At 68.8% G+C, this 21793-nt stretch carries 17 protein-coding genes; all 17 read right to left on the minus strand.

The annotated features are described in order from the left end of the window. Window positions 1-45: 45 nt before the first annotated feature. Entirely contained in the window at window positions 46-570 is a 525-nt protein-coding gene (locus tag IF11_RS0115780; protein WP_030352224.1) for a phage baseplate assembly protein V, read from the minus strand. Between the two features lie 18 nt (window positions 571-588). Beyond that, entirely contained in the window at window positions 589-1728 is a 1140-nt protein-coding gene (locus IF11_RS0115785) for a hypothetical protein (RefSeq protein WP_030352225.1), read from the minus strand. Beyond that, window positions 1721-2068 carry a LysM peptidoglycan-binding domain-containing protein gene (locus IF11_RS0115790; protein WP_030352226.1) on the minus strand — a complete coding sequence of 116 codons (348 nt, stop codon included), beginning with the start codon at window positions 2066-2068 and terminating at the stop codon, window positions 1721-1723. Before IF11_RS0115790 ends, IF11_RS0115785 begins: the two co-directional genes overlap by 8 nt. Window positions 2069-2074: 6 nt before the next feature. Next, window positions 2075-2767 carry a hypothetical protein gene (locus IF11_RS0115795; RefSeq protein ID WP_030352227.1) on the minus strand — a complete coding sequence of 231 codons (693 nt, stop codon included), beginning with the start codon at window positions 2765-2767 and terminating at the stop codon, window positions 2075-2077. Further along, on the minus strand, window positions 2764-3453 hold the full coding sequence (locus tag IF11_RS0115800; protein WP_133243189.1) for a hypothetical protein: 690 nt from the start codon (window positions 3451-3453) through the stop codon (window positions 2764-2766). Before IF11_RS0115800 ends, IF11_RS0115795 begins: the two co-directional genes overlap by 4 nt. Window positions 3454-3459: 6 nt before the next feature. Further along, window positions 3460-10161, minus strand: coding sequence for an eCIS core domain-containing protein (locus IF11_RS0115805; RefSeq protein ID WP_030352229.1), 6702 nt, complete (start codon window positions 10159-10161; stop codon window positions 3460-3462). Then, a complete protein-coding gene (locus IF11_RS0115810; protein ID WP_030352230.1) occupies window positions 10158-10457 on the minus strand; it encodes a hypothetical protein in 300 nt (99 codons plus the stop codon). Before IF11_RS0115810 ends, IF11_RS0115805 begins: the two co-directional genes overlap by 4 nt. Next, the gene (locus IF11_RS0115815) at window positions 10448-12451 is read right to left on the minus strand and encodes an ATP-binding protein (RefSeq protein ID WP_030352231.1); all 2004 of its coding nucleotides are present in this window, start codon (window positions 12449-12451) and stop codon (window positions 10448-10450) included. Before IF11_RS0115815 ends, IF11_RS0115810 begins: the two co-directional genes overlap by 10 nt. Before the next feature lie 33 nt (window positions 12452-12484). Next, entirely contained in the window at window positions 12485-13369 is an 885-nt protein-coding gene (locus IF11_RS0115820; RefSeq protein ID WP_030352232.1) for a Pvc16 family protein, read from the minus strand. 4 nt (window positions 13370-13373) lie between these two features. Continuing rightward, window positions 13374-14126, minus strand: a complete 753-nt coding sequence (locus IF11_RS0115825) for a hypothetical protein (RefSeq protein ID WP_037727850.1) — start codon at window positions 14124-14126, stop codon at window positions 13374-13376. Next, entirely contained in the window at window positions 14119-14865 is a 747-nt protein-coding gene (locus tag IF11_RS0115830) for a T4 family baseplate hub assembly chaperone (protein WP_030352234.1), read from the minus strand. Before IF11_RS0115830 ends, IF11_RS0115825 begins: the two co-directional genes overlap by 8 nt. A gap of 148 nt (window positions 14866-15013) precedes the next feature. Continuing rightward, window positions 15014-15538 carry a phage tail protein gene (locus IF11_RS0115835; protein ID WP_030352235.1) on the minus strand — a complete coding sequence of 175 codons (525 nt, stop codon included), beginning with the start codon at window positions 15536-15538 and terminating at the stop codon, window positions 15014-15016. A 28-nt stretch (window positions 15539-15566) separates the two neighbouring features. After that, the gene (locus tag IF11_RS0115840; protein WP_030352236.1) at window positions 15567-17417 is read right to left on the minus strand and encodes a phage tail sheath C-terminal domain-containing protein; all 1851 of its coding nucleotides are present in this window, start codon (window positions 17415-17417) and stop codon (window positions 15567-15569) included. A gap of 454 nt (window positions 17418-17871) precedes the next feature. Further along, a complete protein-coding gene (locus IF11_RS0115845; RefSeq protein WP_030352237.1) occupies window positions 17872-18213 on the minus strand; it encodes a hypothetical protein in 342 nt (113 codons plus the stop codon). 58 nt (window positions 18214-18271) lie between these two features. Next, complete coding sequence (gene ctaD, locus IF11_RS0115850) at window positions 18272-20002, minus strand: aa3-type cytochrome oxidase subunit I (protein ID WP_030352238.1); 1731 nt, start codon at window positions 20000-20002, stop codon at window positions 18272-18274. Between the two features lie 212 nt (window positions 20003-20214). After that, window positions 20215-21303: a winged helix-turn-helix transcriptional regulator gene (locus IF11_RS0115855; protein ID WP_051745963.1), complete on the minus strand. Its 1089-nt coding sequence runs from the start codon at window positions 21301-21303 to the stop codon at window positions 20215-20217. Window positions 21304-21321: 18 nt separating this feature from the next. Then, entirely contained in the window at window positions 21322-21762 is a 441-nt protein-coding gene (locus IF11_RS42095) for a hypothetical protein (RefSeq protein WP_240627549.1), read from the minus strand. Between the last annotated feature and the right edge of the window lie 31 nt (window positions 21763-21793).

The raw sequence follows: 21793 nt of genomic DNA on the forward strand, positions 1-21793 counted from the left end.
TCGTCATCGCTCTCGCTGTCGCTCTCGCTGTCGCTCTCGCTGTCGCTATCGCTTCTTCGGCACGATCAGCCGGCCTTCGTTGATGCTGACCTCGTCGCCGATCAGCACGATGGACGCCCCCTTGCCGTTGCCGATGGTCACGCCCTTCTCGTCGATCTGGACGTACGCCCCGCCCTTGGCCTCCAGCAGGATCCCGTCGCCGCCGGGCACGTCCGACATCACCAGCTTGTGAGCGCCGGGGGTCTGGATCACCACCGGCTGCGAGGCGGGCAACTCGGCGCTCGCGCGCGGCGGCAGCTCGGCGGCGTCTCCGTACCAACACCCCGTCCAGACAGGGAAGCTGGCATCCCCCTGCTCGAACTCCACCCACACACCGGCACCGATCTCCGGGACGGCGTACTGCCCCGACTGACGCCCGGTGAAGGGCAGACAGGGCAGCGCCCAGGTGGACGCCTCGTCGCCCAGCACATCCGGCACCTGGGCCGTGATCCTGCCGATCCTGAGCGGATCCCTGTTGTCGATCACGCGGCCCCGGAACTTGCCGAGGAAGCGGTTGTTCGGTGCCGCCATACGAAATTCTCCTGGTCCTTACGGGCGCACGGTCGTGCTGCGGGCGATGAGGCCCTCGCGGGAGAGCGTGAAGTTCTGCTGGTACGAGCCGGGCCTGAGGTTGTGGGTGACGCTCTTGACGTAGTAGTCGCCGTCGTACGTCACCCCGGCCCCCCGGACCCCCACCAACTCCCTTGGCCGCAGCACATATCCATGCCGATTGACATCCAGCGACCCGGATCCGGAGATCGCGTCCGCCGAGGTCGCGGCCCTGGCGAGGGCCTCGGCACTCGCCTGCCCGAGGTCCTTCTTCGCGGTACCGGACAGCGTCCTGCGCTTGAGCGCCGGGGTGGCCCGCCGGCCGAGCGGTGGCCGCAACGGACTGATGTCGGGCTGGGCGAGCAGCGTGGAGTCGCGCGACGAGGGATCCTGCACGCGCGCCTGCGGCTCCTCGCGGGCGGTCCCGTCGTACGCGAACGTCAGCTGGTCGACGGTCGAGTTGTTGTCCATATTCACATTGAGCGCGTGCTGCCGCTGCCCGAGCCGCCGCTCGGGCCCCCAGAACGCGCTGGACCGTCCCGGCACGGGCCCCGGGTCGAGATAGAACGTGTACCCATTGGCCTTGGCCAGCTCGTTCACGTACTGGAGATCGGTCCCGGTCTGGTAATCGACGCGGTACTGCTCGCGGGCCGGCTGCTGAATCTGCTCAGGGACGATGCGCGCGTCGATCCCGTAGTCGGCGTACTTCGCGAGAATCCGCTCGACGCGCTTCGAGGGCACGAGATTGGGATACCGGTCGGTCCGCTCCTCCAGGTCCATGAGCAGGGTGAGGTCTTCGCCGGTGACCGTGAGCGTCGTCTGCCCCGGCTGATTGCTGGCCCCGACCTCCTGACGCACGATCAGCCCGTCGAGCAGCACGGTCGTCGTCCCCTTGACGGACGCCGTGACGATCACCCGCGTCCGCGGATCGAAGAACCCCTCGGGCAGCAGCCGCTGCGTGATGATCCCCTTCTTGGTCAGATCGAACGCGATCTGGAACCCGCTCCGCTCCCCGGACGTGGTCGTGATCTGCGCCGACAGCAGCGCTTCGGTCACCTCGGCGGGGACGGGCCGGGTGAGCTTGGGGCCCATGCGCAGGGTGAGATGGACGGGCCCGTTCCCGATCGGCTCATCAGCCATGGAATCCACCCGGCAGAGGAATGTCGATCTGACGACCGGGCTCGGCGGTCAGCTCACGTGGGTCGAGGACGGGGTTGGCGTCAGCGATCTGCCACCACTGCCCGGGATCGCCGAAGTAGCGCTGCCCGAGATGATCGAGCCGCTCACCGCTGTTGACGGTGTGAGGCGCGGTCGCCTGAACGTCGCCCAGCGGAGGCAGCAACCGCCGCTTGGCATACCGCACTTCGGTACCGTCGGGTTGTACGTGCACCCCGATCTCGGCGTCGTGATACCGACTGGAACGGGGGTACGGATGAGCTCCTGGTATCCCGTCCAACGCACTCTCATACGGCTCAGCCACTGTGCCCTACCTCCCCATCCCAATCCCGCCACCAACGCCACCACTCAGCCCCAACGCCCCAAGCTGCCCGACGGCCACCCGGGCGGCGAGCCGCTCCTTCTGCGCCAGATGCGCGAGATACAACTCGGCGCCACGGTGCCCGGCGGGCAGATCACTGACCGTCAGCACCTTCAGCCCGATGCTGAGCGAGGCCCGTATGGGGTTCAGATTCACGTCGAACGCCGACTCATTGATCGACAACTCGGTCAGCCGCACGGGCATGACGCGCTTGCTGCCCCAGGTGAAGAGGGTCAGCGGCGTCTCGATCGGACTGATCTCGATGGTCCCGTTCTGAGCCAACCGCGACGCGGCGCGGAGTTGGGCGGTGGTGGGCTGCACCAGCATTTCGAGGACGGCCAGCTGAGGATGAATCCCATCGGGCGCGGCCACATCCAGCTGATCGGTCGCGTCGATCTCAGCGGTGAACTTCCACGTCTCCTGCGCGGGTCCTTTCAGGCGTAGGGCCTCGTTGCGGTCCCCGCTTCCACTCCCCCCTCCGCCGGAGTCACCGCTACCGCCGGCGGCCTGGGGCGCGACGGAGCGTTCGAGGGTGTCGGGATTGAACTGCAGCACGATGATGCGCTGGGGCGTGCCGCGCTCGGGATCGACGATGACGATCCCGGAACGGATGGGCTTGGGTATGTCCGCGTAACGAGTCACATGCGCTCCCGGAGGCGGGCCTGCAGGCCCGAGTAGTCGTGATCAGGGAAAAGCCGCGGGAATACCTCCAGCATTTCCTTGAGTCCCTTTGCGACGGGCGTGAACCCGGGATCGCCGAACCCTGCATCACAGAACAGGTACTGCCAGCCGATGGTTCCCTTGGTGACCAACAAAGTGTCCAGGTAGGTGCCGTAGTCGAGATCCATTTCCATGACGCCGTTGTGCATATCGAAAAACCAGATCTCCGGGTCCGTGGTGCCACGCGGAGCGCGCAGCGTGGCCATGTATCCGGTTCCGGTCCGAGGCGTGTCGTCGAAGATCCTCAGCTCTCGGTAGAGGTCGCGCTCCCAGTCGTTGGTTCCTTCCCAGGTGTACGACATGAGGCTGGTGCTGTACAGATGGGTCAGATGGAACTCTCCGACGAGTTCGGAATCCGGGTCCGTTGATCGCCAGTAAGCCGCAATGTCGCCGAATCGGAAGAAGTGTTGCTGAACTGCCGGACTGAACGGCAATCCATCGTCCTCGGCGAGGCTTTCAAAGACAAATACTGGATCGTCCAGGAGCCTCGGGATTGCGCCGAACTGAGCCTCAGACACGCTGATCCCCGAGGAGCTGCGAATCTCTCCCAGAGTCTTCGCACAGCGCTCTTCGAACGGAAAAGTATGATTCTTTTCATCGGGATTCATGATTCCTCACACACTCAGGTCGACTTTCCCCTGCCCGATCAAGGCATCAAGATTGGGAAGCATGGCTTCCAGGCGGGGCATGATGGTGCCTCCATTGGTCCGCTTCCACGTCCGCAGGATGGGTTTGATCTCCTTGAGGTCGTTGAACTTCCCCGCATTTGCGCGAGCATCAATGACGTGCTGGGCAAGCCTCTCGGAGCATTCGAGCATGCCGGCGATGGTTGTCCGGCCGGCCGTGTTGATGAAGAGAGTTCCCCCTTCATCCTGACGGGGCGGCGCAACGTTCCGACCAAATTGCTTCTCCTGTCCTTTCCTCTTCCAGTCGCTCCGGTTCTTCCCAGTCCCTCGAACTTGTTCATATCCGCCGTACGCTGAGTAGATATAGCTGGGGAAGTCGACGAAATCTTTGAGGCGCGAATGGCCGAACCGGACCTCCGTCTTGTACCAGATTATCTTTTCTTGCTGCGGGATGGCGTTGTAGGCTTGGTCTTCGATGTTCCGCAGGAATAGATTGTTCGTCTGGGGGCCACGGGCCGGCACGAGGTTATTCCCGGTTGCCCTGCCGCCAAGCCGCTCTGGCAACAGGTGCATCTTCACCCACGCGGAGTTCTCTCCCAATCCATTCTTGTCGATGTAGCTCCAACCCGGCGGCTGCGTGCTTTTTGCCTTTCTTGCAATCTCGCCCGGGCCGCCGAACACGGTCTTGGCGGAGGTCCCGAGGTACTCGGAGAGGTGCCCGGCGGACCCGCGAACAGGAGAGACATCGTGGAAGTCCGGGAACTTGGGTTCGGGGATGTCGTTGTACTGTCGCAACCGTGCTACGTGGGCGAACTCCGCCATCTTTTTCCTGAGGGCCCGCCTGCGGTCTTTGTACTTGTCCCTGTCCTCCTTCTTCACCTGTGCCGGAATGCCCTTCTGGATTCTCATGGCTTTGTTGTACTTTCCTGCGGCGGCCTTGAGGGAGAACTCCTGGTTTTCTTTCTCGGGCGACGGATCCTGCTTATCTATGTCCGCTCGCCAATCGGCCAGGAACTCAGGTATCCCTTCCGGAATGCTGTGCACGTACAGGCCCGCGTCCATGCCGCGGCCGTGGAACATCAGGGTGTGCCGTTCGCCGTCGTCGGCGTCGGCGTACCGCACCTTCGGGAGCTCGATGGACTCGGTGCCGCCGTCGCGTCGGTCCCGGCCCGGGCGACGGGACCGGTCGTCCCGCAGCCGGTCCCTGCGGCGTCGCAACAGATCCCTCAAGTGACGCAGGCGGTCGTTCAGGCGGCTGCCGAGTTTGCGGCGGGCCTTGCCGAAGAGCTTGCTGGTGGCGCGACGCGCCCTGTTGACGGCCGACTTGACGGTCTGGCGGGCACGCCGGAGCGGGCGGCGGCGGGGGCGGTCTCCGGAGCGGCGATCCCGGCTGCTGTCGGTGTCGCGATGCCGGTCGTCCCTGCGGTCGTCGTCCGTACGCCTCTTGTCGTCCGTGCGCCGATCGCCCGGACGCGTGCTCCCCGGATCGCGGTCGCGGTCGTTCGTACGGTCCGTGCCGGGGCGGCGTCGGTCGGGGCGGAGCGTGTCACGGGCCGGGCCGCGACGTGTGGGCCCGCCCGTGCGGTCGTCCCGGTCGTCGTCGCGCGTCCTCTGTTCCGCGTCCCGCGCCCGCCGCCTGGCCGCGTTGACCTCGCGGCCCTCCTCGCGGCGTTCGTCATCCTCGCGGCGTTTCTTCGGCCTGGTGGTGTGCGAGGGGCGTGGTTTCTTCCCCGGGGTGGAGCGCTTACCGGGACGGGGCTTCGGCTGCGGGCGGGACGTCTGGTCCGGCGTCGGCTTGCGCGGGTCCGTGCGGTCGGCCGGCCTGTCGGTGGTCGACCGCTCGTCGTCCTTGGGCTTGCCGGGCGCGTCCGGCTGGCCCGGTGTGTCGGACTGGCCCGGGTTCTTCTTCTTGCGGAGGTTCTTCAGCATGTCGCCGAGGCGGTCGGCCACCTTGCCCATGAACCGGCCCACACCCTCGATCAGGAACTGGTAGACCAGCTCCAGCAGCGCGACGACCCCCGCCGCGACCGCCTTCGCGAAGGGCAGCGCCCCGTTGCCGCTCTTGACCGACTTCAAGAAGTCCATGAAGAGCCCGAAGGCGGCGAGAATCTCGCTGAGCGCCCCCCAGGCCGTCTGCAGGGCGTCGATTACGGCCATGACCCAGCCGGCGCCGGGGATGAGCTTGGCCACGACCTTCTCGACGACCAGGACGCCGATGATGAGCGGCAGTTGCGGCAGGGCCTCGTCCCAGGCCATCTGGCCCATCTGCTCCGCCGTGACCCCGCCGTCGAGCAGCGCCTGGAAGTCCTCCATCGGGATGCCGATGATTTCCTGGACCTTCTGGTTGAACCAGGCTTTGACGGCGGTCTTGATCTCCTCGAAGAGGTGATCCCTGGCTCCGGTCTCGGCGGCGGCCCCCGCTTTGCTGATCCAGTCGCCGGGGTCGGAGACGATGTCGTTGAAGATGGCCGCCCACTCACCGAGGCCCTGCACGACGGCGGCACCGAACTCCAGCGCGCCGACCGTGACGCTCTCCGCGACGTCAACGGCCGCCAGCAGCCCCGTCTCCAGCAGGTCGAGCCCGGCGAGCAGGGCGCCGCACAGGCCGTCGAGCAGCTTCCCGGCGACCTCCTTGAGGGCGTCGGCGAACTCGTTGACCTTCTCCACTGCCCAGTCGCGCACGCCGTCGATGGTGTTGCGCCACTTGTCCCGCATCGCCGGGTAGTCGGCGAGCAGTTCGTCCCCGAGGGCGATCAAGGCGTCGGCGAAGGTGTTGATCTGGTCGATGACCCAGTTGCGGGCGTCGTCGATGAGCTGGAAGACCGCCTGCTTGAACCTGTCGATGAGGTCGGTGACGACCTGCCGTGCCCTCTCGAAGACAGTCTTGATGGCGTTCTTGAGCTCTTCGAAGAACTCCTTCAGCTTCTCGATGGCCTCTTCGAGCCAGTTGTCGGCGTCGTCCTTGCCGTCCTCCTGCTTCTGCTCGGCCTCCTGCTCCGCGTTGGTCTGCTCGTCCGCGATCCTCTGGTTGTCGTCCTCGGTGCGCTTGTCGACGTCCTCGTCGGTCTTCTTTTCCTTGTCCGTGATGTCCTGGCGGACCTTCTCGTACTTCTTGCCCTTCTTGCCGTCGATCTCCGCGACCTTGTCGTCCTGCTCCTTGCGCCAGTCGGCGCGGGAGTCGGAGATGTCGGAGCGGCCCTTGTCGCGTGCGTCCGCCTGCTTCTTGCCGCTGGCGGAGACCTCCCGCTGGAGGTCCTGGTCGTACTTCTGCTTGTCCTGCTGCGTCTTCTCGTCCTTGGACCGGCGCTCCTGGGTCATCCTGCCCCGGCCCTCGGCGAAGCCCGCTTGGATCTGCGGGCCGCGGTCGTGCTCGGCCACGGCGGAGGCGGACTCGATCGGCACGCCCCCGGACACCGACCGCGGGCCACTCGCCTTCGCGGACTTCTTCCCGCCGGGCACCTTGCCTGTCAGGGTCTCCTTCGGCACGTCCGGATAGATCTGGTCCTCGCCCATCGGCAGGCCCGCGTCCGTACGGCCCGACTGATGGAGCTCGGTCTTCCGCTCGTCGAGCTTCTGGCTCTGCTCGTCCGTGCGCCGCGGATCCGAGTCGTTCTCCAGCGGCAGCCTGGGGGCGTCGCCCACCCGCGCGTTCTGCAGCCCTTCGTCCTTGGTGGGGAGCCCCAGGATCGAGTCGATCAGGTCGTCGAGCGGGAGGATTTCCTTCAGGAGGCTGCCGAACAGCTGGGCGCCGATCGTCACGGCGATGTCCCACCAGCTGGGCTCCGGCACGTTCGCGCCGGGAAGCTCGCCTTCCGGTTTCTGCTCGCCGGTGATCTCGGGCGTGCTGCCCCGGGCCGCCTCGGTACGGGCGACCTTGGCGTTGGTGTAGGTGCCGGGAGCCGCCGCCGTCGGGCCGCCCGGCACCGTCCTCGGGGAGCCCGACGGGCGCTGCGTCTTCGGCGGTGCCTTGCGCAGCGTCGTCCGTTCCTTGTCGACCGAACGGCCGACCGCGCCGTCGACGCCCTTCAGCGTCTCCAGGGCTTGGTGCGGCTTGAGTCCCGCCGCCGTGGCCAAGCCTGACTCGGGCGTCGCGTTCGAGACGTCCGGGGCCGAGGTCTCCTTCTTCGGTTTCGCCGAGCCGGACGCGCCTGCCCGGCCACCGCCCCGTGCCGGAGCCGGGGGCGGGGCCGAGCGGCTGCTCCCTCCGCCGCCTCCGCTCCGGCGGACGGTCTTGGCCGCCTGCCGGGCGGCCTGTCGCTTGGCTCCCGTCGGTCGGGGACGTGCGCCGGAGCCCGAACCCGATCCCGAAGCGCCCGAGGCCTTGGGGGAGTTGGTCTTTGCCCCCGGGCCGGCCATAGGCGCGGGACCATTGCCCGGCGCCAGTTCCGGCGCGGAGGTGGGCCCCGGTGCGGCGACCTGGTCCGGACCGGTCTGAGGGGTGGGGGACGTGGCATGTCCCCCACCCTCGGTGACGTCCTGGCCGCCGGGGACAGGGGTGGGCGTGGGCGTGGGTGACGGAGCGCCCTGGTCCGAGCCGCTCCCGCCACGTCCCCCCGCGTCCTCGGCCTTGTCGGACGGCTTCTCCGCGCCCTTCCCCGCTCCGGTGGCCGACTCCGGTTCGCTCCGGCCGGTCGTGCCGCCGCTCGCGGCCCCTTCCGGCTTTCCGGCGCCTTCGGTCCGGCTCTCGGCCGCGCCTCCGCCGGCCGACGACGAAGCCGCTCCCTGGGTACGGGCGTCCTCGCCCGCCTTGGCCAGCTGTTCGGGGGCGGCCGGCTCACCGGCGGCAGGTACCTGAGCGGCGCCGTCGGCGGTACGAGCCTCCTCGTCGCGCCTCCGCGACTCCGCGTCCTCCCGGCCCTCCTCTTCCGTCTGCCTCTTCGCCCAGTCCCGCTCGGTGCTGTCCGCCACGGCCGCCCCGGAGCCCGGCGACGCCGCAACCCCCGCGTCACCCTCCGGCCCGAGATCCTGCTCGCCGGCCATGACGTCCCACAGCTCCTGGACGGTCCGGCTCTCCGAATCCTCCTCGTCGGTGCGCTCGGAGACGGCCGGGGACTCCTCGGGTTCCGCGACGTCCTGGAGTGCGTCCGGCTCCGCATCACCCTCGGTGGACGAGATGCCGGGCTGACGAGGTTCGCCCTTCTTCCGCAACCGGAACAGCCGGGGATCGTCCGCGGTGTCCAGCCCCGACGGTTCGCTGTCCGCACCGCGTGCGCCGGAGCCTGCCGTGTCCTCGTCGGCGGCCGGCTCCTCCTCCGTGGGCTCGGACTCCAGGCCCAACGGCTCGTCGTCGGCGTCCTGTTCATTCTCCGGGTCACCCGCGGTGCGGGCCCGGCGGGTGTCACCGCCGGTCCGGAGCTTCTCGCCGGGCTCGGTACCGCTTCTGTCAGCGGCTGCCGGGGCGGCCGCGGCGCTCCGGGCGACCGTCGAGGCCTCGTCCTGCCCTGGCTGCCGCTCGCCCGCCTGCCGTTCCGGCTCCTGCGGTGCCTCGTCCTCCGAGCCCGCACCCTCCTCCTGCTCCTGCTCCGCCGCGGTCGCGTCGTCCTTCTGTCCGTCCTCCTGGGCCTTCTGCCGGTCCTCCTGCGCGGCGGCGTCCTTGTCATCGCGGGCGGAGGCATCCCTGTCCTGCTGCTGGGACTGCGACCTGTCCTGCTGCCGGCCGGCGGCCTCCTCCTGGTTCTGGGCGGCCACCTGTTCAGGGGAGCCCGAGACGTCAGCGCCGTCCCGGTCCCCGGCCCCGGTCCGTCCGCCGCCCTCGCCGGGCCGGTCCCGCTCATCCTGCCGAGCGGGCTCCCGTCGGTCCTCGTTCGGCTTACGCGCGTCACCCCGCCGCTGGGCCGACTCGCGCTCACGTTCCTGCGCGACATCCTCCGCCTCGCCGGGAACGGCCATGGGTGCCCCGGCGGCCTCCAGCGGCAACGGCCCCTGCTCCGTCTCCTCGACCAGGTCCAGCAGCCGGTCGAGTGCGGGGGTGGGCAGCCGCAGTTCCAGTCGATCGAGGACGATGTCCTGCACCTGCGGTGCCATACGCGCCAGTTGAAGTCGTACACGACCCGACCGGTCCTCCGGATCACCGCGCAGGGAGCGCAGGACGCCGTTCGCCAGGCGGTCGATCACCGTCGCGGGATCCAGCTCCTCCATGCGGCGCCGGTCGGCGTCCACGGTCGCGTACCGCAGCCAGCCCGGTGTGGACTCGTCCCGTCGTACGTCCGCCGCCGGTTCTCCGTCCCGTACGAGGTCCTGCGCCGCCGACTCCGCCTCGCGTTCCATCGCCTGTTGCGGCAGGCTCACCGCGCCCAGGTCGCGGCCCGCGCGCAGGGCGCCCAGGCCGTCCGGGTTCTGGACCGTGTGGAGCAACTCGTGGGCGAGCAGGCGCTGGCCGTCGGTCGTGCCCGGGCGGTAGGTGCCCTCGCGGAAGAAGATGTCCTGGCCGACCGCGACCGCGTCCGCGCCCAGTAGGTCCGTGAGCGCGCCCGCGTCGCGGTCGGTGTGGAGGCGTACGCGGCTGAAGTCGTGGCCGAGTTGTTCCTCCAGCTCGCGGCGTACGCTCAGGTCCAGGGGCTGGCCGGCGCCGCTGACGATGTTCTTCGGTTCCGGGGTACGGGACTTGGACCGCGCCTTGCGCTTGCGCTGCTTGTCTTTCGTCGACTGGTTCGACTGGCTGTTCTGCGCTCCGGAGTGCGTGGTACTCATCGCGATTCACCCCGTCCCGAGAGCCCCGCGTGCACCGCGCGTGCCAGTGCCTCGCCCAGTCGTCGTGGTGAGGTGGTCGCGGGCAGGGGCGGCAGGCCGGAGAGGGTGTCCAGGGCACGGCCGCCGTTCGTGGCCAGGGGTACGCCCCCGTCCCGTACGAGTCGGGACAGCTCCGTCTGGAAAGCGGCCGAGACGCGGTCCGCGTCGACGCGGTCGAAGCCGTCCAGGACCAGTTCGCCGATGTCCACCTGTATGGTGCGCGGCGTCTCGTTCAGCGGTGCCTCGTTCAGACCCATCCGTGCACCTCCGAGGGCGTCAACGAGCGGTCCAGCTTGAGGTATTCGGTGCGCGCCGCCTCCAGCATGTGGCGCATCTGGAGGCGGTCGCCCTCCTCGGCGGCGAGGAAGGCGCCCGAGAGCGCGATGTTGCGAATCGAGCCGCCGGCCACGGTCAGCCGGGCCAGTTGCGCCGGATCGATCCCCTTCATCGGCGCCCGCGGGGGCAGCACCCGCCGCCAGATCTCCGCGCGCTCGGCCTCGCCGGGGAAGGGGAAGTCGACGACGAAGCGGATGCGGCGCATGAACGCCGTGTCCAGCGCCTGCTTCATATTGGTGGTGAGGATCGCCAGTCCCCGGTACGCCTCCATCCGCATCAGCAGATAGCTGACCTCCAGGTTGGCGTACCGGTCATGGCTGTCCTTGACCTCGCTGCGCTTGCCGAAGAGCGCGTCGGCCTCGTCGAACAGCAGCAGCGCGCCGCCGCGTTCGGCCGCGTCGAACACCCGGCGCAGATTCTTCTCGGTCTCACCGATGTACTTGCTGACCACCTGCGACAGATCGATGATGAACAGATCCAGGCCCAGTTCCCGCGCCATCACCTCGGCCGCCAGGGTCTTTCCGGTACCGGAGCCGCCCGCGAAGAGCGCGGTGACGCCCAGGCCCCGGCGCAGCGTCGCCTCGAAGCCCCACTCCTGGTAGACGGTGGCCCGCTGCCGTACGTGCGCGACGATCTCGCGCAGGATCCTCAACTGCCTTTCCGCCAGGACGAGATCGCCCCAGGCCGCCTCCGGTTCGATCCGCCGGCCCAGCTCGTCCATGCCCATCCGGGCCTCGGTGAGCCCGGCACGCCAGGCGAGTTGGGCCGCGTCCGGCTCGTCGTCACCGGACAGATCCCGTACGACGGCGGCGCCCGCTGACCGGATCAGATGGGGCGGCAGCGAGAACTGCTCGACCAAGTCCTTCAAGTCGTGTTCCGACACCGCCGGTACATCCTGAAAGGCGTGCGCCCACACCCCCAACTGCTCCTCGGCGTCGAGCGACGGCACGGACACCCGCTCGCCGCGCGGCCGGGCGGTCTGCCGCGGATCGAGACTGGAGACCACGAGGGGTACGCCCGCGCTCTCCACGAACGCGTCGGTGGCGGCGGCCTGTTCACGGTCCGGCTCACCGATCTCCACCAGCAGCGCGGCGGGCAGCAGGATCGCCTCACGCTGCCAGAGCCGGGCCAGCCGGTCGCGTTCCACCGGATCGGTGGGCAGATCGTCGGCGGCCAGCGCGTACAGACCGAGCCCCGAACGGCGGGCGGCCGCGGCGGCGATATCGGCCCGGGAGCGGAGATCCCCGCCCACCAGCTCGACACGTAACGGGGCGTACGGCCCGGCGCCCGCCAGCCCCGCCGCGACCCGGCTCGCCGCCTGTTCGTACGAGGCGGGGAGGGAGTCCGGCGCGGTCGTACGGCGCAACAGGCCGTGCAGCCGCGCGTCCAGATACGGCGAGCCGACGAGGAAGTGCAGGATGCGTTCGTCGAGGCGCAGCCGGGAGGTGGTCAGCCGCGTCTCGTCGTCCAGCTCGACCAGTCGCCAGCGGCGCAGTGGGGCGACGGGCGTCAGCGCGCTCCAGTGCGGCTCCGCCAGAGCGGCGAGGGCGAGCGAGAAGGTCGGGTGCGCCCGGTCGGGATCGCCGCTCGCGGCGGCGCAACGGGAGCCGGTGGTGGGGTCGAGCTCCGCTGCCGCGGCGAGCAGGATCACCTCGCGTTCGAACGCGCTGAGCCCGAAGCATCTGACGAGCGCGTCCAGGGTTCCGGGACCGGTGACGGCATATCCGGTGCCGGTGCCGGTGCCGATGTCGGTGCCCGCGGGCGCGTCGCCCTCCGTCGGCCGCGTACGGTCCTCGGCGCGCCGCGCGTGGGCGTCGACACGCGCGAGGACGGAGCGTACGGCCGCGGCCAGCGCGCGACCGTCCGTACCGACGCTTTCCGCCGCGCCCCGGTCCGTTCCCCCGTGCGTCCCCATGCCCTCACCCGCCCCCGTCTCCCGCACCGCGCCTCAGCTCTCCGTGCCGTCGTCGCCCGCGCCGGGCTTCCCACGGGTGTGGGTACGCGTACGAGAGGCGGACGCGGCCCGCTTGGCCGCCGGCTTGGAGGCGGCGGTCTTGCTCGCCGCGCGCTTCTTCGCGGGTGCGTCGGCCTTCGGCTTCGGCTTCGGCTCCGTTTCCGTCGCAGTCGCAGTCGCTGGCTCCGTCTCCGGACCCGCCTCCGCCTCCGTGGCGGTTTCGCCGACGCCTGACGGTTCCCCCGCGGTCGGCGGCACCGGCGCGCCCGGCGCCCCGAACGGCAGCGCCCGTACCGTACGCCGCTCGACCGGTTTCGCCGGGGCGGGCCTCTCGCGGCCCTCGATCAGCACCAGCGATGCCTGGTACGCCACCGACAGTGTGTACGGCGTCTGATGGAGCATCCCCCAGAGCTTGGACGTCTCGTCGATGTCCATCACCGTCGGTGTGAACCGCACCCGCTGCGGCGACTCGGCCAGATCGCTGCCCGACAGATAGGGACGCTCGGCCGCCAGCTCGATCAACTCCTGGGGCAGGACCGGGATTTCGTGCAGGGTCCGGACCACACACCCGATCAGCCGCTGACCGACCAGCTCGGCCTCCTCCCCGTACGCGCTGATCAGATAGTGCAGATCCAGGGGCGCGGCGGGCCGCTTGACCAGCGTGCCGTCCGACGCGCGCGTCGGCAGATCGGTGTGACGCATCGAGGCGTTCGGAGTGACCTGGTACAGAAAGACATTGACGGTCGGCTCGGCCGGTGGCTCGGCCGGCGGTTTACGGGTCTCCACCTTGACCGCGATATCCATCTCGGGCCCCAGATTGCTCTCGATCAGCAGAGCCAGGGCCTGGGTGACCGTCGCGACGGCAAGTGCGTTGCTCATGGCCTCAGTTCCTCTTCTCGCCGCGCGACAGATAGTCGTCCAGGGTCAGCGCGGGCGCGCGCCGTCCGGTGTGACCGGGGCGGCCCGCGGCGGTGGAGCGATCCCCGCCGGGCGGCGGCGCCGCGCTCACTTCGAGCCGGCCGATCTGTACGTGGACGACACGTTCGGCCTGCTTGGGCGCGCGCCGGCCCACCCCGTTCGGCGCGGCGCCCCGGGCGGCCGCGGTGTCGGCGTCGCGCGGTCTGAGCGGCGTGGTGGCGGCCGGGGGAGCGGGGGCGGCGGCGCGCGGTGCGGTGGCGGGCGCGGTCCGCGGTGTGCCGGCCGCCGAGGCGGCCACGGCGCGCCACGGTGCGCGCGGGCTCTCGTCCGCCGCCTGACGTGGCCCCGGAGTCCGGTGTGACAACGGTGGGAGCAGCGGCCCCGTGCTCGGCGTGGCGGGGGAGCCGGCGGGCCGCTCGGGCTCGCCGCCCGGACGTACCGCCTCGGTCCGTACCACCGTATGCCGGTCCGTCCGCACCTCGCGCTCCTGACGCACCAACTCACCCGACCCAAAGGCGGGTTGGGGAGCGGACGGGATCAGCGCGGCCGGCTCGTCGGGCTCCTGCGGGCCGGACCGCAGCGCCTCCACCCGCTCGTACGGGCCGGGCAGCCGTGGCCGGACCCGCGCCATGCCCCCGACGCCCTCGGCGCCCTCGGCGCCGCCCACCCCGGGCACCGGCGTATACCGGGCGAGCAGCCGGTCGAAGTAGTCAGGCATCGGCACACAGCTCCAGGTAGTAACGACGCCGCAGCGGGCTGAGCGCCAGGATCTCCGGCTCGCTCCACCCGTAGGCGCTCGCGAGCAGATGGACATCGAGCAGCAAGTCCCGTGCCCAGGTGTCCAGTTCGGTCCACAGATATGAGGTGATGTCGAGTGCGGCGGGGGTGGCCCCGCCGCACTCGGGGCAGTTGACATTCAGCGTCACATCGGACGCCGGATCGGCCTCGGCCGCCGTCTCGGCGAGACGCCGCTGTACGTTCGCGGGCAGCAGCCCGGCCAGCCGCTCCGGCGGCACCGTCTCCCCGCCCCGTACGGCCGAGACCGCGCAGCGCGCCACCAGCAGCCGACGGGCCTCCGCCGCGTCCGGCGCCGAGCCGGCCGCCGCCAGGTCGGCGACGGTGGGCAGCCGGAACTCCACCACCCAGTCGCCCTCCTCCACCCGCAGCGGCCCGTCCGGAGTCCGCCCCCGGACGCCCAGCAGCGTCGCGTCGAGATCGAACTCCATCGCCTCTTCGCACGACGCGCACTCGACGCGTACCTGCATGCGCTCGCCGAACAGCGCCCGGCGCAGTGCGAAGAGATCCGCCTCCCGCGTGCCGACCGGCATCGACAGCAACTCGTCGGTGCCGGCCCCCGGGCGTGCCGCCCGGTGCAGCAGCAGAGACCGTCCCGCTTCCTGCTGCGCCAGCCCGGCTTCCCAGGTGGCGAGCAGCTCGGCCGGCCCCGTCGGCGTCATCGCTCATTCCTCCGGTGTGCAGGTGGTATCGGTAGTGCGGGTAGTGCGGGTAGTGCGGGTAGTGCGGGTAGGGGGGTAGCGCGAGTGGAGCAGGTGCTGCGGGTGGTGCCGGTGATGCGGGTGTATCGGTGGTGCGGCTCCGCGCGGATCAGGCCGGATGGGTGAACGAGGGCTCGACCGGCTCCTCCACCTCGTAGTCCCGCTCCCAGCCCTCGCATTCGAGCTTGACGCTCTGGATGGCCACGGCGTTCGCGTTGGCGTCCAGCTCGCCGAGCACCTGGTACTCGCTCACCCAGGCCCGGTAGAGCTTGTGCGAGACGGCGACCTGCCCGGCCTCGTTGAGGACCTGGATGATGATGTCCTTGCGGAAGTCCCGCAGCGAGACCTCCGAACCGAGCCCGGCCCCGACCTGCCAGACCTTGTTGGCCCAGCGGTCGAACTCCGGGTCGTGGGTGACACCGCGTTCGAGCGTGACCCCCTCGAACTCGGAGCGGCCCGGCGACTTCCGCGGTGAGCTGGGGTCGCCACCGTGGCGGTGTTTGACCACTTCGGTGGTGCGCTTCAGCGGACTGATCTTGCTGATGCCCGCGACCGTTCGACCGTCCCACAGGACCAGGAACTTGAAATTCTTGTAGGGGTCGAAGCGATGGGCGTTGATCTGGAACTCAGCCATCGGTTTCCTTCGTGTTCCTTTTCCTCGGTTACGACAGGTCGAACTGCCCGGCCACCTGCTGGATCTTCACGATCACGAACTCCGCGGGCTTGACCGGCGCGATGCCGATCACGACATTGACCACTCCGCGCTCGATATCGGCCTCGGTGGTGGTGTCCTTGTCACACTTGACGAAGTACGCTTCGCGCGGTGTGCCGCCCTGGAAAGCGCCCTGCCGGAACAGATCGTTGAGATAGGCCGAGGCCTTCAGCCGGATCTGCTGCCACAACTGCTCGGTGTTGGGCTCGAAGACGACCCACTGCAGCCCGCGGTAGAGACTCTCCTCGACATGCAGCGCGAGCCGGCGTACCGGCACGTACTTCCACTCGCTGTCGAGCGCGTCCGCGCCCTGCAGCGTACGGGCGCCCCAGACCAGCGGTCCGACCACCGGGAAGGTGCGCAGGCAGTTCACACCGAGCGGATTGAGCAGTCCGTTCTCCCGGTCGGTGAGCTTGACGGTCAGCGACCGCACCCCGGCCAGCCGCGCTTCGGTCCCCGCCGGTGCCTTCCACACACCGCGCTCGCCGTCGGTACGGGCGATGACCCCGGCGATGGCCCCGGACGGCGGGAAGGAGCGCAGCCGTCCCGTGAGCGGATCCGTCAGCTGGAGGTGCGGGAAGTACAGCGCGGCGTGATCGCTGCGTACGGGTTCGAACGCGCCGATCCCGGCCCGTGCGGCGTCCACACTGCCCCAGGTGGACGGCGCGTCGACGAGCAGGAAGATCCGCCGCTCGCGGCAGAGTTGCTCGGCCGCGGAGAGGACGGTGACCATGTCCTCCGTGGACTCGTACGCCGAAAGCTCGGGCAGGACCAGCAGATTGACGTCGTCCACATCGCGCAGCGCCTGCACACCGGTCTTGCGCGCCTCGCTGCCGATGAGGTCGCGCGGTCCGGGCGGATCGCCGTCCTTGCCGCCCTTGAGCGGGAAGACGGGCGGGTTGACCGACGCCTCAAGGCCCAGGTCATTGGCGCACTCACCGACGAAGCGCACCACGTCGTCAGGGTCGACGGACCCGGCGACGACCTGGATCCGCCGGCCGAACGCGGTCACCTCGGCGCCGGCGAAGGTGTGCTTCCCCGGGGCGTCCGGCAATGAGCGCAGCTTGCGTTCCAGCAGGAGGGCCAGCTCCGTGACATTGCCAGGCGCCTCGCCGTCGTGATCGGGTTCGTACAGCGTGAACTCACGCTCCACATCGCCGATCTTGACCTTCAACTCGACGTTCAGATTGGGCAGTTCCGCCGAGAAGGGTTTGGAGACGGTGCCGGAGGGGTCGGGCCTGTCCTCGTCCAGGGCCTTCACACGGACGAGGGAGGAGCCGGCGTTGACGACTGTCTCCACGAACCGTCCGTGGCCGGTATGCATCGACAGGCCGGTGAACGTCTCGCGGGCGCCGCCGCGCGCGTCGAGGATCCGGAGGTTGAACGTCTTGTCCGGGGTCGGTGTGTCGTGGTCGACGGCGACCCGCAGCCCCGAGCCCCAGACGCCGGGCTCCTTGGCACGTACCTCAAGCACCGGGCACTGACTGTGCCCCTCGGTGGATTCGAGTGTGACGCAGGCTTCTTCGCCGGTGCCGGCCTTGGCCACGCGCACGATCACCGCGACGGAGCCGCCGTTGCCGAAGAACTGGTGGACGGCGTAGCTGACAGCGCTCTGGGAGGTGAGCCCGCCGAAGCGGCGCTCGAAGTCCGCGAAGCTGGTGATCCGCACGGGTTGATTGAGCGGACCCCGGCGGGTGTGCCCCACGAACGCGGTCACCGAGGTGGTGACCGAGGCGATGGTACGGGTGCTGCTGGGAAGCTCTTCGATGTAAACGCCGGGATAGCCCATGTGCGTCGGCATTCCCCCTCCATTCCCTTCGCGCACCAAGAGATGAGGAGGGGAAGTGAAGGGAATGCGCATATGTGCCGAACTCGACTACGCGCTTCCCGTTGTTGTTCCCCCGTCACACACCCCGTGCGATATCGGTCTCGCAGGGCCATCCGCATGCGTATGCGAATGGCGCATGCGTATGCGTCAGTGGCTCCTGATGCATGAGTGCCGCTTGCGAGTCTGGATTGTGCGTCAAGGGATGGTCAAGAGAGTGATTCGGTCATCGGGTGATCATTTGCCGCGATGCCGTTCGGAGGCGATAGGGCGTGGTCAGAGAGGTATCGCCGGACGGATATGAAGGTGAATTCACGACCGCTTCACAGGACCACTCGATCCTGTGAAGAGAAACAAGCCGAATCGCAATCCGTCCGGCGCGCCGCCTTGTGTCCTGTTAGTGCGATATGTGCCACTTGTACGGCTTATGTCAGCGGGTCAGATAGGTGACCGCGCTACAGGCAGCGCTCGCCGCCCCGACGGCCACAACCGCCGTCGCCACCACGCGCGTTCTGAGCTGCCGGTAGTGCGCGGTGTATTCGCGGCGCAGTTCGGTAGCGCGGTCGGAGATACGTACGAGCATCGCCCGGGAGGCTGCCGCCCGGTCCGCGGTGTAGACCCGCTCCACGTCCTCGCGCTGGGCCGTGGTCAGCCAGGGCAATTGCGCGGTGAAGCGGGCGGCCTGCCGGCGTACGTCCTCGATCTCCGCGCTCCAGAGCAGATAGCCCTCGATCTGGTAGAGACCGCGGGCGCTGTCCTTGTCGGGCTCCACGCATTTCTCCTTGCTCTCCCCGTACGTATTGCTCTCCCCGTACAAGGGACCGGGCCGGTCACTTCCGCTGGTCACCCGGTGCCGCGGTCGCGGAGACGCTCGGGTTGTTCAGCGCCTCGTCGAGCAGCCGGATGGACGGGTAGTGCAGATCGAACGCGGGGGACTCGGAACGGATACGCGGCAGCGTGATGAAGTTGTGCCGCGGCGGGGGACAGGAAGTGGCCCACTCCAGCGAACGCCCGTACCCCCAGGGGTCGTCGGCCTCGACCGGCTTGCCGTACTTGGCGGTCTTCCAGACGTTGTAGAAGAACGGCAGCATCGAGAGGCCGAGGACGAACGAGCTGATCGAGGAGATCATGTTCAGCGTGGTGAAACCGTCGGCGGCGAGATAGTCCGCGTAGCGGCGCGGCATGCCCTCGGCGCCCAGCCAGTGCTGGACGAGGAAGGTGCCGTGGAATCCGACGAAGAGCGTCCAGAAAGTGATCTTCCCGAGCCGCTCGTCCAGCATCTTGCCGGTGAACTTCGGCCACCAGAAGTGGAATCCGGCGAACATCGCGAACACCACCGTGCCGAACACCACATAGTGGAAGTGGGCCACCACGAAGTAGGAGTCGGACACCTGGAAGTCCAGTGGCGGCGACGCCAGGATGACGCCGGTCAGACCGCCGAAGAGGAACGTGACCAGGAAGCCGATCGACCAGAGCATCGGCGTTTCGTAGGACAGCGAGCCGTTCCACATCGTGCCGATCCAGTTGAAGAACTTCACGCCGGTGGGCACCGCGATCAGGAAGGTCATGAACGAGAAGAAGGGCAGCAGCACACCGCCGGTCACAAACATATGGTGCGCCCAGACCGTGATCGACAGCCCCGCGATCGCGATCGTCGCCGCCACCAGACCGATATAGCCGAAGATCGGCTTGCGGCTGAAGACCGGCAGGACTTCCGTGACGATGCCGAAGAACGGCAGGGCGATGATGTAGACCTCGGGATGGCCGAAGAACCAGAAGAGGTGCTGCCACAGCAGCGCTCCGCCATTGGCCGGGTCGAAGACATGCGCACCGAATTTACGGTCCGCCTCCAGCGCGAGCAGCGCGGCGGCCAGAATGGGGAAGGCGAACAGGACCAGTACGGCGGTCAGCAGCACGTTCCAGGTGAAAATCGGCATCCGGAACATCGTCATGCCGGGCGCGCGCATACAGACGATCGTGGTGATGAAGTTGACCGAGCCGAGGATCGTACCGAAGCCGGAGAAAACCAGACCCATGATCCACAGATCGCCGCCGACCCCCGGCGAGCGGACCCCGTCCGTCAGCGGTGAGTACGCGAACCACCCGAAGTCCGCCGCGCCGTTCGGAGTGAGGAAACCGGCTACGACAATGAGCGACCCGAACAGATAGAGCCAGTACGCGAAGATGTTCAGCCGTGGGAACGCCACATCGGGCGCGCCGATCTGCAGCGGCATGATCCAGTTCGTGAATCCGGCGAAGAGCGGTGTCGCGAACATCAGCAGCATGATCGTGCCGTGAATCGTGAACGCCTGATTGAACTGCTCGGGCGAGATGATCTGGATTCCGGGACGGGCCAGTTCGGCTCGCATGAAGAGCGCCAGCACCCCGCCCACGATGAAGAATCCGAACGACGTCAGGAGATAGAGCGTGCCGATCGTCTTATGATCGGTGGTGGTCAGCCACCCCACGATGACTCTGCCCGGCTCCCTGCGCCGTACCGGCAGCTCATTCTCGTAGCTGTCGTCGGCCTCCGCCGATTCTTCCGTGCCCGTCGTGGTCACTGCAACGCTCCTCCGGTCAACAGTCGCGTGTGAACTCGGCAGCAGCATGGCGTTGCTTTCACCGGGCCGGTGCGACCTTCTCCCTTCCGGCGCGTCGCGAGAATCGTCATCGGAGCCGGAGGAATTCCCCGGAAGCGTGCTGGCGCTGGGCCGATGGGCGGCCTCGCCACGTATCGGGGCCCGCGCGCCCGGCAATCGTCGCCAGGCGATGTTCACCCGATCGTGCGGTCCCCGATCGCCGCCCGGGAGAGGAATCCGTCGACGCGTTCGCCGAGCCGGACACCGTCACGTGCCCTCCAATGACGTCGCAGCACCCGGGCGCCCACACAGGTATTGACGGTCGTGATCCCCGGAAAGGCCCCGAGATCCGTGGTGATGAACCGCGCCAGGTCCTCCTCGTCACGGAAGACGCCGTAGTGGATCACCGACGAGGAGCCGGCCACCATCGACACATAGCGGGCGGAGGGATGGCTGCCCAGGGTGTCGAAGAGGCCGGGGATCGCCTGGGGCAACACGGTCAGCGACAGCAGGGCGTTGAGCGGGAACCCGAGCACCGCGGGTTCTATGTCCACCCGGGGCCGGAGCGCGCCGCACTCCAGCAGCGACTGCGCCGTGCGGTAGGCGGTCGAGCGGCTCACGTCCAGCTCGCGGGCGATGTCGGCGGCCGGGATCCGGCCGTTGGCGGCCATCAGTTCCAGCGTGCGCCGCTCCAGCTCCGACAGCTGACCGGGCGAGGTGAATCGTTCCCTCGTGATCAGTACGGCGTGCTCGCGCAGCCGGTCCGTCTGCTCGTCGCTCAGCCGGTGGAGCCGCCAGCTCTGGCCCATGGTGTAGGCGCGCAGAACCAGTTGGGACTCGACGGAGACGATGCCGGGGATACCGGGCAGGCGCCGGGTCAGGAGAGCGAAGATGTCGGTGCCGTGCAGCGGATAGACACTGCAGTAGATATCGGCGCTGCCGGTGGTGAGCAACAGCGTCTGCACCTCGGTCAGTTCCAGAATGCGCCGCGCGACCTCCTCGGAGCGCCCGGGCTCGCATGTGATCCAGAGCTGACGCGGGTTCTCCGTCGTGATCAGCGACCAGTCCAGCCGGCCGACCACCCGCAGCAACCGCTCCTCGCGCAGCCGGGACAGCCGCCGGGCGACGGTGCTCGGCGAGGTGTCCAGTACGTCGGCGAGCGCGTTGACGGGGGTGCGGGGCGCGATCTGGAGCGCCGCGACCAGATCGAGATCGACGTCATCGAGCAACTGTGCCGCCGGGCGCGCCGATGACCGCCGCGTGGTGACGGTGAGCGAGGGCATGCCCTGATCCTAGTCGCCTCACGGACGAGAGGCTTCGTGGTCGAAACCGTCATGTGCGGCTTGGATGTTGACACATTCACCCGCACTCACATCTGATGGCGGATCAATACTCCTGCAGACACAGGAGGCGTGGCAGCGAGGGAGAACATGTCCGCATCCGAATCCACCCCCGACGGCAACGCCCTGTCCCGTATCGCGTCGTGGTGCCATGACCAGGGCCACCGGGACGGCTATCTCGCCGATCTGCGCCGGCTGGTCGAACAGGAGTCGCCCAGCGACGACAAGGCGCTCCTCGACGCCACCGCCGGGCTGCTCCTGGAGCTGCTCTCCGAGCGGCTGGGCGAGCCGGGCCGTACCGTACGGCACCGCCATCCCGGACCCGGCGATGTCATCGAGGCCGAATACCCCGGCACCGAGGCCGCCACCGGCGCCGCCCCGCTGGTCACGGTCGTCGGCCATTACGACACCGTGTGGCCGGCCGGTACGATCG

Origin of the sequence: Streptomyces scopuliridis RB72 (genome assembly GCF_000718095.1) — a bacterium.
GTDB lineage: Bacteria > Actinomycetota > Actinomycetes > Streptomycetales > Streptomycetaceae > Streptomyces > Streptomyces scopuliridis.